This is a genomic window from Desulforhopalus vacuolatus (assembly GCF_016918505.1).
Classification (GTDB): domain Bacteria; phylum Desulfobacterota; class Desulfobulbia; order Desulfobulbales; family Desulfocapsaceae; genus Desulforhopalus; species Desulforhopalus vacuolatus.
In genome coordinates this window covers 33,525-47,269 of record NZ_JAFFPZ010000015.1, presented here as the reverse complement: position 1 = coordinate 47,269, position 13,745 = coordinate 33,525, and the positions used below count along the sequence as shown (strand labels likewise).

Below are 13,745 nucleotides of genomic sequence, written 5' to 3'. Positions count from 1 at the left end.
AGACGACCAAACTGCTCGTCTCTACGATGTCAGTGGATTTATTTTACGGGCATTAATTGTGCAGATCCGTTTGAATTCGGGCTGACCGGGCACCTGCCCTTAGGATATTCTTTACGGCGTTCAGATCTTCGTTTTCGGATTTTACGACGAATTTCTCGTAAAATTGTCCTCTTAGACCGATTCAGCGCACCAGAAATCGCAATCTGCAATCTTCCTGTTTGAAGAAAGGCCATGATCTGGTACTCTTCTCAGAGAGTGAGTTACTGGGACCTGACTTCCGGTCAGGTTATGGTGATGCAATCATATTTGCAGATCCTCCCGATGGCTGAATGAGAAAAAAATTGGCAACATATCGAAAATGCGTAAAAAAGGAAGAGCCAATGCAGAATAATATTTCCATAAAAAAAGCTTTACGGGAAAGTGAAGAAAATTATCTTAATATGATTGTAAACAATGCAGACGGCATTGTTATTATAGATCACAAAGGGATTGTGAAATTTATGAATCCGGCAGCGGAGGTGCTGTTCGGTATCAGCGCAGATGATTTTGTGGGCGAACTTTTCGGATCTCCCCTGGTCGCTGATAATGTTACGGAATTAAATATTGTCAGAAAGGGGCAGCTCCCAGTCGATGTGGAAATGCGCGTTGTTGAAACAAATTGGGGTGGAGAAAGTGCCTGGCTGGCATCTCTTCGGGATATCTCAAGCCGAATACAGGTACAAAAGACTCTGCACCATGCAGCACAGGAGTGGGAAAATTGCTTTGATAGTATTTCTGATATGGTTTTCATTCTTGATGAGAATTTCAGAATACTGCGGGCCAACAAGGCCGTCGCCGATATCCTGGGAATAGAAAGAACAAAAATTTCCGGGCAGCGTTGCTACCGCTTGATTCACGGAACAGAAAAACCGCCCGCCTATTGCCCGCTGAAAGATGTATTGAAGACGAGTATACCCCAGACGACAGAACAGCCAGAACCGTATTTAAAGGGTATTTTTACGCACAGATTTTTTCCGATAAAGAACGATAAAGGAGAATCTTTAAGCGCTGTGACAATTATCAGAGATGTCTCTTCCCAAAGGAAGACAGAGAGTGAAAATTCACATTTGAATGAGGCTTTAGCCAATAGTTTTGAAGGAGTTACCGCAGCCATTAGCGAACTGGCCGAAATACGGGACGCCTATACGGCAGGACACGCAAGGGGGGTAACCCAGTGGGCTGTCAATATTGCCCGGCAGATGGGTATGGATAAAGATGCCGTGCACGGCATCCAGGTGTGTGCCATGCTTCATGATATTGGGAAAATAGCTATCCCTTCGGGAATACTGAACAAGCCTGGCAAACTCTCTGACAACGAGTGGCGGATAATCGCTGAGCACCCTAAACTGGCTTATGATGTATTGTGCAACATTCCCTTTCCCTGGCCGGTAGCCGAGGTTGTGTATCAGCACCACGAACGTTTGGATGGCAGTGGATATCCGCGTGGGTTAAAAAGCGATGACATCCACAAGTGGGCGCGAATACTGTCCGTAGCTGACGTGACGGATGCCATGATCAGTCACCGGCCCTACCGGCCAGCCCTTCGCAAAAGTGTTTTGAAAGAAGAATTGTTACGCGGTCGCGGAAAAATATATGAAGAGCAGGTGATAGACATAGCTCTCACCCTTTTATTCAAGGAAGACCATCGGATTATGGTGGTGGACGATGAGTCTGCCATTGTGCGATTTATTACAGAAGCTTTGGATGGTCTGAATTTTGATGTGCAGGGGTTCAGTAATCCTGTCGAGGCTTTTGAGGTGTTCAAAAAACATCCTTTCCCCCTGTTGATTACGGATTTGTGTATGCCTGAGATGAGCGGTCTTGAGCTGTTGTCAAAGGTCCAAAAGATCCATCCCTCTACCAGGTCGATTGTTATTACAGGTTATGGTGAAAAAGAGCAGGCCATTCAGGCATTGCGTCTGGGCGCATCAGAATTTCTGGACAAACCCTTTCAGATAGATCTTATAAGATCTTCGGTAGAAAATTTGATGAAACGCTACAATGAGGATAAATGAATATTTGATTAATGCTGTTAACGGGCTGGTTTATGGCTACCTTGAATAACCAGTCTTTCGCCCATCTTCTTCGTTGCAGTCAAAAATTTATCCTTCGACAAAGCGAGAAACGAGACGTCGAGATATCAATTATATACCTGCCGTAAATTCCCTCCTGAGCCTTGAATATGAACGAAATACAAGATTATTCAAGAGACCCTGTTGTGAGATGAGCCACCTGTTGTACTGAAGACGCCCAAATTGGGCGTCTGTCCCACCTGTCTTTGAATCCACCAATACAAAATAGAAATGGTATAATACTATTTACATTTTGTATTGACCAGAAAACATAACTGCATAGACATCTTTTTTGGCGATGACGAATGAGTAATAATTCGTGTTTATCCGTGTATATTCATGGTTCCTTTTGCAGTTTGTAACCACGAATATACACGAATTTTCACGAACAGGGACAACGCATTAAACGAAAACGTTTGCATCCGAAGTTAAGCCGTACAGTGCACCAGGAGTATTAATCAACTTTGGGAGTCATCCGAAAGTCGGGGGTGAGCGTTTTACGCTCTAATATTCCGTTCTTTCCGTGTCTCCCGTCTCCTTTCTCCCGTCTCCTTTCTCCTGTCTCCCATCCCCCTGCCTTTACATTCGCCAATAGAAAGTGAAAATGGCATTTAGTACGGTCACAACTTGATAGGAATGGTATTAAATATATTTATGTGTATGATATTTTATTATTAAGATCTTTTAATGCTGCCAGGCACTTGCCTCGAGCAATTTCCAACCCGGTAATGGCTGCGTTGAGGACTGTATCTCCCACTACACCGCGGCCGAGCCAATCGTTACCCAGATTGATGTTTTGGCAGGCGAGTTCCTGTTCAATAAGGAAGAGAGCTTTTTGGGGATCTTCAACGATCTGTGGATTGAAATGGTCACAAATGCCTCCAATAATTTCTTCATTCTTTGCTTTTTCCCATTCGCTCATTGTTGTATCTCCTTTTTCTTTTAGACGACTTCGGGGAAATCGTTCGTTGGCATTTTGTACAGCTAACAGTGATATTCCAAGTTTTTTCTCAAGAGTTTGAGTTTTAGTAAGTTTGTCAACACTGACGAAGGCTGGCTGAATATCATGGCAAGAAAAGGCCAGTACTTATAATACCAATTACATTTTGTATTGACTAGAAAACGTAACTGCATAGACATCTTTTTTGGCGATGACGAATGAGTAATAATTCGTGTTTATCCGTGTATATTCATGGTTCCTTTTGCAGTTTGTAACCACGAATATACACGAATTTTCACGAACAGGGACCACGCATTAAACGAAAACGTTTGTATCTGAAGTTAAGCCGTACAGTGCACCAGGATTAATCAACTTTGGTAGTTATCCGAAAGCCGGGGATGAGCGTTTTACGCTCTAATATTCCGTTCTTTTCCCTGTCTCCTGTCTCCCATTCCCCTGCCTTTACATTCGCCAATAGAAAGTGAAAATGGCATTCAGTACGGTCACAACTTAATAGGAATGGTATAGCACCATCATTTTTAGATTATGAACATATCGCTCATTGTCTAAAACATAAATCAGAAGATCGGGGAAGACAATACGAGAAGATTGCTGGCAAAATGACAGGTAAAACCCATTATTTTTCCAGCGTGAGCAGATAGGTGCGGAGGTTGGATGAAGTACCTGTGAGGCCGAGTTTTGTGCGGAGGTTTTGCCGGTGAAAACTAATGGTTGGTTCTGATAGATTAAGGAAATTTGCAATTTCTTTGCTGGTTTTCCCTTCTCTGATCAAAAGCGCTATTTTCATTTCCTGGGGAGTCAGTATGGAGGAAATATTAGAGAGTAATCGCAGGAATGGCGAAGCAATATCCTGAAGGTCAGATTCAATCCGAAGAGCCAGCTTGCGGACTTCTGGTGCTTCACTGCGCTCCTGTAAGCGTTTGATTCCAGGCAGAATCGAATCTCGAATATTCTGAAGAATCGCCTGCTCCATCTCCCTGGCATCCTCATCATTTTTTCGTATGACGGCGCGCAGAGCCACATTCGCTTCCTCCAGATGTTGCGTTTTTTCCCGGAGCTGATCTTCTTTCTGTTTAAGCTGCTCTTCAGCAATTTTCAGGGCAGTGATATCCTCATGACTGATGACAACACGAAGGGGACCATCGCCGACGGCTCTTGTTACCCGCATGTAAAACCAGTGCTGCATGCCGGGTGCATGGCAGGGATAATCAATAACAAATTCACTGATATCTCCTTTGATAACGCTTCTTATCCCGGCGGCCACTTCTCCAGATTTGTCTGAAGAGTCTCCTGTGGCAGCATCACATATTTTGAGATAATTGACATTCAGTGTATCCGGTCTCATGCCTATCTCATTACAGCTGGCAAATTGACGCCACGCCACATTTGTTTCTAAGATCATCCCATCTTTATCGATAATGGCGATATGGGCAGAGAGCGAATTGAGGATTGTTTTAGCATACTGCTGAGTTTCCCATATTATTTTTTCGGCATTTTTAAGTTCCATAGGGCCTCATGTCAGGCGAGAGCTGGATTAGTATAATACGTGTAACACTGTAAACAGGTTAATAAAGGCCATCCATTACCTGCAGGCACATTCCCGCTTTATTCAGGGTGTAGAGATGTACTCCCGGGGCACCGCCTTCAAGGAGCTCACGGACCTGCTTGCGAGCATATTCGACCCCTGCCTGATACACAGCTTTGTTGCCCCCTTCATCATTTGCCTTCATCAATGCATTGATCAGCTGCCCTGGTACCTTTGCATTGCATAACTCAAGAATAAAACGCAGAGAGGCCAGGTTGCGAATAGGCAAAACACCAGGGATAACAGGTACAATTATCCCACGCTTTTCCAGCCGCTCAACATAATCGAAATAAACCCGGTTATCAAAATAAAGCTGGGTGATGATAAAATCAGCACCACATTCAACTTTAGTGGCCATTACGTCAAAATCAGCTGCAATGGAGGGAGATTCTGAATGAGCTTCAGGAAATCCTGCAACGCCTATGGAGAGGTTCGGGTAGTTCCGCTTCACATGCTGCACCAGGTCAGAGGCATAGGGGAAGGTTGCAAACAGTTCCTCATCTGTCCCGCTAAAATCACCTGGTCTGTCTCCTCGCAGGGCCAGAACATTGTCGATACCCATGGAACCAAGCTCACGGAGGAAACCGTCGACCTTATTCTCATCAGCAGCGACACCAGTCAGGTGAGGCATTACCGCATAACCGCACTGGCCAATAAGCTGGTCACAGATTTTCAGGGTATTGTTCTGGGTAGACCCTCCAGCTCCATAGGTTACCGACGCAAAAAGAGGGTTCATCACTTTGAGCCTGGTCGCAATTTCCAGGAACTCGGGCCAATCTTCTTGCGTTTTCGGCGGAAAAAACTCCAATGAAACAAATGGCCCTGACTGCTTAATTTTTTCAGGTATTCGCATATATAACTCCAAAGCATCCCACTGATAGTGTGGAAAAGGAACTATCATCTTTCAGAGAGAACCTTTCCGTTTTCTTACTGTTTAAACTGGAATTTTTACTGCTCTCGCGAGTATTCTTCTCCAGAAAAAAAGAGAGTATCAGTTCGACAATAACCAGTGGTCTATTCATCAACATTCTTATTTTCGCTATCTTTTCACCGTTTTCAGGACGTACTATATGTTCGACGTTTCCTTTTCCTTCAACAAGAGCGCCGTTAATCAATATTTTTTGCTGCATGGGTCTCCATCATTTGGTGCAGTTTGTAAGAAAAGTTTATTGGATCAACCCTTTGGACCGTAAAGCCGAGGTTGCTTTTTCAATACTGGAGTCGAGTATCGCTACCATCTCATCAATCCCGGCCTTATCGATGATAAGGGGTGGCGACAAAATCAAAAGCGCCTCGTAAGGACGAACTATAAGCCCCTGTTGATCACAGAACTGGTCTACAGTCTGGGCCGCTGTAATATCCTTTTCCTCGGCTGCAGCTTTATTGCCGCTGATATTGCATTCAACACAGGCCATAAGGTGATTACCCCGGGTCTCACCGACAATTTCGTACCGTTCGAGACGTTTTAGCTGCTTGATAAAATAAGGGCCGACATCCTGCACATGCTCACAGATCTTATCTCTGCGCATTATCTCAATATTCTTGAGCGCTGCAGCGCAGGAAACCGGATGGCCCGAGAAGGTGTATCCGTTGGTAAAACAGGCAGTTTTCGGTGCGTTGCTGCCCGAGATACGATCGTACAAGCGGTCGGAGATAATCACCGCACCCATGGGTTGATATCCGCTGGTTAACCCCTTGGCCGTTGTGATAATATCGGGAACAATCCCCCATTCAGGTTCTGCAGAGAAGAATTGCCCAAGCCTGCCGAAACCGGTGACAACCTCATCGAGGATGTAGAGAATTTCATATTTCTCACACACCTTTTTCATTGCCTTGTGATAGCCTGGGGGTGGAATCAGAACACCGCCTGAACCCATGATCGGCTCAGCAATGAAACAGGCAACTTTGTCAGGGCCGATTTCCAGAATCTTTTTCTCAAACTCATCGACCAGTTGATCGCAGTACTCACGAAGGGACTGCCCCTCGTCACGGCGGTATGGATTCGGCCCGCTTACATGATGAACGATATCAGATATATAATGAAAGTATGTCCGGTCAACCGCTTTACCGGACAGAGACGCAGTCAGGTAAGAACTGCCGTGGTAACTTTCAGTTCTCGAGATAATATGTTTTTTCTCGGGCCTGCCAAGAGCGCTGAAATAAAAATGGACAAAACGAATTGCAGAGTCAACCGCACAGGAGCCGCTGGTGGTAAAGTGGACGTGGTTCAAATCTCCTGGAGCTAACCCTGCCAACACTTCTCCCAGTTCGGCAGAGAGATTATTGGTCATCGCGCCAAACGGCGTATAGTAAACAAGCTCTTTAACCTGTTTGCTTATAGCTTCCGCCATTTCCTGGTTGCCATATCCGATATTGACACACCACATACCGGCAATGCCATCGAGATACCTTTTACCGTCACTGTCATACACATGGTACCCCTCACCTCTCTTGATTACATGATCTCCTTTTGTTGAGGCAGTAGCAAGGTCGGCCCATGGGTGGATAGTATGGCGCTTGTCTTTTGTACTTAATTCTTCGGTTGTCCCGCTTTCGGCTTTCATATATCCTTTCTCCATCAGCATGCGACCATCACAATTTCACTTGATTCACGGTCATGCTGCTCAAGTTGTTGTTCAATGTAGGCAATCCCCTCTGGACTCACCTCTTCTTTGCGTCCGGTAATCCAGAAACGGCAGTTTGGGGTTCCACACAAACAGGGAAACTGTTTAAACAGTATATCTTCAGTCTGCGCATAGTCCATGGTCAGTGCCTGTCCCGCATCAATATCACGTAATGCCCATAGCTCAAACTCGGTCATATCAAGGTAAATATTGGGCGCACAAGAGTGCAGAATATACCCGGTGAAATACGGGTCGTACATATGTGTTGTGGGGGTAATCTGCAGGGTATGCTGCATTACAGTGGGAACGATGTTTCCCGTAATCCTGGTAATCATTTCTCCGCGCTTTAAGTCTTTTTTGGTGTAGACACCGGCGCCTTTTCCATCTTCACGTCGACAAACCGTAAAATCTTCTTTTTTCGGGTAATCGAAGTTCGGGTCCAAACCAAAATCATGGGGGTATATCAGCATTGTGATCCTCCTTTATGTACATCTCATATATTCAACGTGTTATTCTTCGACTGTCGCTTAACCCAGCAAAAGATATTCTGAAAATTCTCCTCGCATACAGTGATTGGAACTCATGGAAGAGGTGTATGCTCCGGCGTTAATGAACGCCAACAAATCCCCTTCCTCTATTGGTGGTGCCATAAAATCTTCGATGAGTACATCGAGCGCTTCGTTTATGTTGCCGGCAACGGTTACCGGGGAAAGGTTAGCGGGGGCAAAAGACTTCTTTATTGAGTCAGGCAAGATACATGGAACGGGTTCACACGGAAGTTTGTAGTGCACCGGTTCCATAGTGAGATTAAAGCCACCGTTCACGCCCACAAAACACTTCTCAGCCTTTGTTTCTACACTATTGGCCTCCAGCACCAGCACACCTGCATCTTTTACTATGTAGGTTCCCGGCTCAACGTTGATTTCATACGATGTATCTCCGAAAACCCGCCTGATGACTGAAGCCCATTCTGAGAGATCCAGGTGATTATCTTCCGCCGTAAGCGGAACACCGAGTCCTCCACCGAGATTAATTGCCTCTACAGTCGGAATCCTTTCAATCATTTTCAAACATTCCCGGAGGATTTTCTCCCACGCCGGAAGTTGATCGTTGAGATACCCGCAGCCTGTATGAAAATGCACCCTGTCAATACGCAGATCGTATTGCTGTGCGAGTTGAAGAGCCTGCTCAAGTTCAGAAATATATATCCCAAACTTGGTAGGTTTCTCCCCGCTGTAACGAAGCAGCTCGTTAGAAGCGTATCCTGTGCCTATGGCGGGGTTGATGCGGATACCAATTGACCTGCCTGGAGTACGCTCGCCGATACGTCTGATCATGCTGCAACCATCGGCGTTGAGTTTTAAATCGGGAAAATTTGTGAGGAAATCAAGATCGGCATTGGATACTGAGGTTGCAGTATAGGATATGTCTGAAGAATAAAATCCACAGCTCATTGCATGCCGCACTTCTGCCGGCGAGCAGACATCCACCCCGCATGTGGTTGATGACTTGATCCATGTGAGCAGCGGTTCAAACCGGTTAGCTTTCAGCGCATAGTAAACTCTATTCGGCAGCCCTGTATTTTCAAGAGCTCGTTGTACCCGCTCTATATTTTCGAGAATTCTATCCGCACTATATAAAAAAAGCGGTGTTCCGAGCTGCTCTCCAAGTTTTTGTACATTTTGATCCGCAAAAATAACCTGGTTGTTCTCGTTGTAGGCTAATCCTTTTCTCTCCCACCATAATTTCATGAAGACATCACTCCGAAAAATTTTCGCTCTTATCGCCTCTTGGTAAATAAAGCAGCAATGAACAGTTAAATCATGGAGGCGGACAGAACGAGGCCCTCCACCACTGCTTTACTTTCTTACTACCGAAGAAAACCGCCGAAATCTATCTGACGGTATTGCTCTGTTGAAGGTGTTGCGCTACGCGACCGCCATTGTAAAAAGGTTGAGCTCTTCCTGCAGCTGGTTGACCTTGTTGGTTTGCTCCCAGGGGAAAATATCTCTGCCGAAGTGGCCGGCCACTGCGGTCTGCCGGTAGCTCCAACCACGAGGGGTGGTCAGCTCCAGTTCACGGGCAATGGATGCCGGACGGAAATCGAAGATTTCTCCTGCTTCAAGAACCTCCTGTATTTTCTTCTCCTCAACCTTTCCTGTGCCAAAGGTCTCGATATTGATACTAAGAGGCCTGGCAACACCTATCGCATAGGCAACCTGGATTTCGCATTTTTCTGCAAGGCCTGCCGCAACAACATTTTTGGCTGCATAGCGTGCATAGTAGGCGGCGGATCTATCCACTTTGGATGGATCTTTGCCGGAGAATGCGCCACCACCGTGGCAACCGACACCGCCATAGGTATCGACGATAATTTTTCTCCCTGTCAGGCCAGCATCACCGTGAGGGCCGCCAATGACAAATTTGCCGGTGGGATTAATAAAGAACTGGGTATCTTTGGTAATGAGACCGGTTGGAGTGAGTACAGATTTAGCGACCTCGATCAGGTCCTTGCGAATTGTCTTCAAGCCGATATCATCAGTCTGGTGTGAGATAACAATGGAGGTGATTCTGGTGGGTGTGCCGTCAACATGTTCCACGGAAACCTGGGTTTTTGCATCCGGACGGAGATATCCAATATCGCCCTTCTTCCTTATCTTCTGAAGAGCTTCCAGCAGCAGATGGCTGTAATAAATCGGTGCAGGCATCAGAGACGGGGTAGAGCTTGTAGCATAGCCAAACATCATCCCCTGATCGCCAGCACCCTGCTCAGCAAAGAGCCCTTCACCTTCCAACACGCCCTGAGCAATATCTGCTGACTGCGTATGAATATGACAAAGATATTTGAATGTGTCGCAGGAGAAAAGAAGCTCAGCACGGTCATAGCCGATGTCCTTTACAACGTCCCTTGCGATTTTCTCCGGATCGATATTCGACCAGCCATCACAGGTTATTTCACCCAGGTTGGCGACAAAGTTTGTAGTAACTGCGGTCTCACAAGCCACCTTGCTTTTGCTGTCCTGTTCAAGACAGGCATCAAGAATAGCGTCTGAGATCTGATCGCAAACTTTATCTGGATGGCCTTCACTAACTGATTCTGAGGTGAAAACGTGATTACTCTTCAGTTTACTCATAATGTTCCTTTATATATTACGTTTGTATAATCTCGATACGGATTAACCGAGATACAGTTTTCGAAGTCATAACGTCCTCACGCCATGCTGCAATCAATGAAGCATCCCCGTCCATAAATCGAAAAATTGGGGAGCTGAAGAGAGTGCAAACCCTTTTGGCTACTAAGATGACAAACGAATCACCAATCGCTGATTCAATGAAAAAGGGGGAAGATATAAAAAGATAAAAAAACGAAAGTGGGCAAAGAGTGCCACTCGATTAACGATACCAGAATAAGATGGACAACATTTTATCGGCTGCGTTTGTGTTAACAAATGAAGCAAATATCCCTGCTAAATTATCATGGACGAAAAAAATGAATAATTATTCTTTAAAATAGGTATTTAGATGAATTTTCTATTTTTTATCTTCCGCTTTAATAAGAAGTGTTACAGGGTTGCAGTGAGAATATTGTGCTCAAAAAGGCAAGATTGTATCTCGCGAAAACTATTCCGCGCAAACCCGATACACACACATTTTACAGCTGACATTTTCCTCTTTCAGATAATCTGTATCGAACTTGTTCAGTAACTTCCAGATGTTGTCTGACTCCAGTTTTTCCAGTCGCTCACCATAACCGTGGTCCTCGTATGCGCCTTCCCGAACGGTAAAACAAATTGTTCCCCCAGGCTTTGTGATTCGAACGAGCTCATCAAAGCCGTCGGGTGTCACGTGTCCATAGGTGAACGTTCCGGTGCAAACGATGGCATCATATTTATTGTTCGGGATATCCAGAGGTTTACTCAGATCGGCCTGTATATGACGGGAATATATATTTTTTCCCTCAGCTTCTTTCAGCATTTCCGCTGAATAATCGAGAGCCTCGAGATTTGTATAACCATGCTCAACAAGCTGCTCGCCAACAAGGCCGGTACCGCATCCAGCATCAAGAATCAGACTGTCTTTATCGTCAACCACATCGGTAAGAGCTTTTGCTGTAGCAATATGAGCGACGTAACCGAAGGCACCCACAGTATCGTTTTCATACTGTTTGGCCCAGTCACCGTAAGCGCTCATAAGTTCCTGATAATTTGTGGCGGTATAAACCCTGTCCAGCGTCTTGTTATCACTGATCTTTGTCTTACCCATCTTTTTCTCCTCTTTTATTTCTCAGCATTGATACTTTTTAATTTGAAAAATACATCAGCGTCTGCGGTTCCCGCCGGAATATTACCAGGCGGAAACAATTCTGAAGTTACCCTTTTGCCAGGTACCGTTTAATATCGATAATGATCCGGCCTGTATGGTCCATCCACGGAGACATTGATATCGTCGGTCTGATCAGGAGTCATTCTGGTAAGGGTTGCACCAGGTTTATCCAGGTGCAGCCGGGCTGCTTCCTCATGGCATCCGGTGTCACCAGATCAACAACAGGCGATCCAACACAGATGACGGGTTTCATGACAATATTCTTTAGCAATAAACATTCCAACCTTGTACCAACGTGCTTTCCCGGCAACCCAAAATGGGCGGATTACCTGTCGTGGCAAGGATATACAGCCCAATGATTTATCAATAACAGTTTAAAATTACAGGAACATGCAAACGAGGAAAGACGTATGGTGAGAAAAATGTGCCACATTTTTACCATGGTAAAAACAATGTGAGCATATTTTTCCCAAATGAAGCAGCTCTTAATAAGTGCGGGGAACAACACACAGTAGTTGAGCAGCAAAAGGAAATCGAAAAAAAATACATAAAATCAAGGTATTAACCATAGAGAGATGGCATTACTCCGATAGCTTTTATATGTTTTCTCTTGTAATATATCAGAAACATAATATGTGAACTATCTGCTCAATAAAGGGCAAAGCATCTTAATTTTTAGACCTTACTGAATCCATTTCCCCTCATACAACAACTCTTCTATGGAAAACGACCCCCAAAAAATAAAAATTATCTGTGTTGACGAAGGGAGAGGCCTTGCACAGCAGGTCAGGAAAATTTATCTGGAATCCCGACTGCATCTTGCCTACGAACGAAGCATCGAAGAGGTGGTTGATCGATTTGAGCATGAATCTTTTGACATTATGCTTTTCTCCAGCTCAGTGACCCACCAGCACCCATTGTCGGCGCTTGAAATCCTTGAGATAATTACGGCTAAATGTCCGGAGACACAGATTCTGTTTTTCGCCCATCCCGGCCGGCTTAAAATTGCCCATCAGGCGCTGCGTGCTGGCGCATTTCACTACTCCCTGCTGCCGGTAAGTGACGAAGAGCTAAAGATGCTTATTGAAACCGCGATGGACAAGAAGCCTCAGCTCGGACTGAACCTGCTGCTCCGGTCTGAGGTAGAAAAAACGACTTTTGAACAAATGGTTGGCCGTTCAACCCCTATGCACCAGGTGTATCGCCAGATCCGCCAGGCAGCGGCAACAGACATCCCTGTTCTCCTTTCTGGTGAGACAGGAACAGGGAAAGAGCTGGCTGCACAGGCAATCCATGAATTGAGCGATCGCACAAATGAACCGTGCATCCCTGTACACATCGGCAGCCTGCCATCTGATCTTGTCGCCAGCGAACTTTTCGGTCATGAAGCAGGAGCATTTACCGGCGCAAACGCACTGCGCAAAGGCTGCTTTGAACTGGCCGTTGGTGGTACAATATTTCTTGACGAAATCGCAACAATAGACCAGAAAATGCAGGTGAGCCTGTTGCGGCTGCTCGATACAAAATCGTTCCACCGTCTCGGCAGCCAGAACGATATCGATGTCGACGTGCGGGTCATCGCCGCCTCTAATGCGGATCTCATGAGTGAAATTCGCAGGGGCAGGTTTCGCGAAGACCTCTACTACCGGCTTGATGTACTGCACATTGTCATGCCACCCCTGCGGGAACGCCACGGTGACCTTCACCTGCTTGTGGACCATTTTATCAAACAGTCATCTGAAGACTTTCAAAAGGTTATTCGCGGTGTAAGCTCCAACTTTTTCAGCTGCATAGAATGCTACAATTGGCCAGGAAACGTGCGCGAGCTTAAAAATGTCATCCAGCGGGCTGTCATCAACTGCCAGGAGGATATTCTCAATGTTATTAATCTCCCTGAACGTTTGATGAACAGTCAGCATGACGATATCACCATACCCATTCACGTCGGGATGCGTCTTGGCGAAGTGGAAAATGAAGTCATTATCAGAACCCTGGAATACACCAGACATAACCGCACCAGGGCAGCAGAAATACTCGGTATCTCCCGTCGTGCCCTGTACAATAAGCTTCAGAAGCTCCACGCAGGCAATTTCTAATTATCAAAATTTTACGCCGCCCACGAACATGCTCATAGCCTCTAT

At 45.6% G+C, this 13,745-nt stretch carries 11 protein-coding genes and 1 pseudogene; 2 read left to right on the top strand and 10 right to left on the bottom strand.

The window, feature by feature from the left end; genetic code table 11:
- The first annotated feature begins 380 nt into the window (after positions 1–380).
- The gene (locus JWG39_RS10495; protein WP_205219345.1) at positions 381–2,054 is read left to right on the top strand and encodes an HD domain-containing phosphohydrolase; all 1,674 of its coding nucleotides are present in this window, start codon (positions 381–383) and stop codon (positions 2,052–2,054) included.
- A gap of 709 nt (positions 2,055–2,763) precedes the next feature.
- Here JWG39_RS10495 and JWG39_RS10490 read toward each other — a convergent pair.
- The 10 genes and pseudogenes from JWG39_RS10490 to JWG39_RS17080 form a co-directional block, all read right to left on the bottom strand.
- Entirely contained in the window at positions 2,764–3,033 is a 270-nt protein-coding gene (locus tag JWG39_RS10490; protein WP_205219344.1) for a hypothetical protein, read from the bottom strand.
- Between the two features lie 655 nt (positions 3,034–3,688).
- Entirely contained in the window at positions 3,689–4,579 is an 891-nt protein-coding gene (locus JWG39_RS10485) for a LuxR C-terminal-related transcriptional regulator (RefSeq protein WP_205219343.1), read from the bottom strand.
- Positions 4,580–4,637: 58 nt separating this feature from the next.
- Positions 4,638–5,510, bottom strand: coding sequence for a methylenetetrahydrofolate reductase (locus tag JWG39_RS10480; RefSeq protein ID WP_205219342.1), 873 nt, complete (start codon positions 5,508–5,510; stop codon positions 4,638–4,640).
- Positions 5,497–5,787 (bottom strand): hypothetical protein, encoded by a 291-nt coding sequence (locus JWG39_RS10475; RefSeq protein ID WP_205219341.1) that lies wholly within the window; start codon positions 5,785–5,787, stop codon positions 5,497–5,499. Before JWG39_RS10475 ends, JWG39_RS10480 begins: the two co-directional genes overlap by 14 nt.
- 36 nt (positions 5,788–5,823) lie before the next feature.
- On the bottom strand, positions 5,824–7,221 hold the full coding sequence (locus tag JWG39_RS10470) for an aminotransferase (protein ID WP_240192088.1): 1,398 nt from the start codon (positions 7,219–7,221) through the stop codon (positions 5,824–5,826).
- A gap of 14 nt (positions 7,222–7,235) precedes the next feature.
- Entirely contained in the window at positions 7,236–7,751 is a 516-nt protein-coding gene (locus JWG39_RS10465; RefSeq protein ID WP_205219340.1) for an SET domain-containing protein-lysine N-methyltransferase, read from the bottom strand.
- Positions 7,752–7,808: 57 nt separating this feature from the next.
- Positions 7,809–9,032 carry a diaminopimelate decarboxylase gene (locus JWG39_RS10460; RefSeq protein WP_205219339.1) on the bottom strand — a complete coding sequence of 408 codons (1,224 nt, stop codon included), beginning with the start codon at positions 9,030–9,032 and terminating at the stop codon, positions 7,809–7,811.
- 177 nt (positions 9,033–9,209) lie between these two features.
- Positions 9,210–10,415 (bottom strand): methionine adenosyltransferase, encoded by a 1,206-nt coding sequence (gene metK / locus JWG39_RS10455; protein ID WP_205219338.1) that lies wholly within the window; start codon positions 10,413–10,415, stop codon positions 9,210–9,212.
- A 487-nt stretch (positions 10,416–10,902) separates the two neighbouring features.
- The gene (locus JWG39_RS10450; protein WP_205219337.1) at positions 10,903–11,544 is read right to left on the bottom strand and encodes a class I SAM-dependent DNA methyltransferase; all 642 of its coding nucleotides are present in this window, start codon (positions 11,542–11,544) and stop codon (positions 10,903–10,905) included.
- Between the two features lie 128 nt (positions 11,545–11,672).
- Positions 11,673–11,798 (bottom strand): annotated as a pseudogene (locus tag JWG39_RS17080) (adenosylhomocysteinase); the annotation flags it as partial.
- A 525-nt stretch (positions 11,799–12,323) separates the two neighbouring features.
- Here JWG39_RS17080 and JWG39_RS10440 point away from each other — a divergent pair.
- Complete coding sequence (locus tag JWG39_RS10440; protein ID WP_205219336.1) at positions 12,324–13,700, top strand: sigma-54-dependent transcriptional regulator; 1,377 nt, start codon at positions 12,324–12,326, stop codon at positions 13,698–13,700.
- Positions 13,701–13,745: the final 45 nt, after the last annotated feature.

Excerpts from the sequence above, each read along its gene's own strand:
- JWG39_RS10485 (WP_205219343.1), bottom strand. The coding sequence starts at position 4,579 with ATGGAACTTAAAAATGCCGAAAAAATAATATGGGAAACTCAGCAGTAT.
- JWG39_RS10475 (WP_205219341.1), bottom strand. The coding sequence starts at position 5,787 with ATGCAGCAAAAAATATTGATTAACGGCGCTCTTGTTGAAGGAAAAGGA.
- JWG39_RS10470 (WP_240192088.1), bottom strand. The coding sequence starts at position 7,221 with ATGAAAGCCGAAAGCGGGACAACCGAAGAATTAAGTACAAAAGACAAG.
- metK (WP_205219338.1), bottom strand. The coding sequence starts at position 10,415 with ATGAGTAAACTGAAGAGTAATCACGTTTTCACCTCAGAATCAGTTAGT.
- JWG39_RS10450 (WP_205219337.1), bottom strand. The coding sequence starts at position 11,544 with ATGGGTAAGACAAAGATCAGTGATAACAAGACGCTGGACAGGGTTTAT.
- JWG39_RS10480 (WP_205219342.1), bottom strand. The coding sequence starts at position 5,510 with ATGCGAATACCTGAAAAAATTAAGCAGTCAGGGCCATTTGTTTCATTG.
- JWG39_RS10460 (WP_205219339.1), bottom strand. The coding sequence starts at position 9,032 with ATGAAATTATGGTGGGAGAGAAAAGGATTAGCCTACAACGAGAACAAC.
- JWG39_RS10465 (WP_205219340.1), bottom strand. The coding sequence starts at position 7,751 with ATGCTGATATACCCCCATGATTTTGGTTTGGACCCGAACTTCGATTAC.
- JWG39_RS10490 (WP_205219344.1), bottom strand. The coding sequence starts at position 3,033 with ATGAGCGAATGGGAAAAAGCAAAGAATGAAGAAATTATTGGAGGCATT.
- JWG39_RS10495 (WP_205219345.1), top strand. The coding sequence starts at position 381 with ATGCAGAATAATATTTCCATAAAAAAAGCTTTACGGGAAAGTGAAGAA.
- JWG39_RS10440 (WP_205219336.1), top strand. The coding sequence starts at position 12,324 with ATGGAAAACGACCCCCAAAAAATAAAAATTATCTGTGTTGACGAAGGG.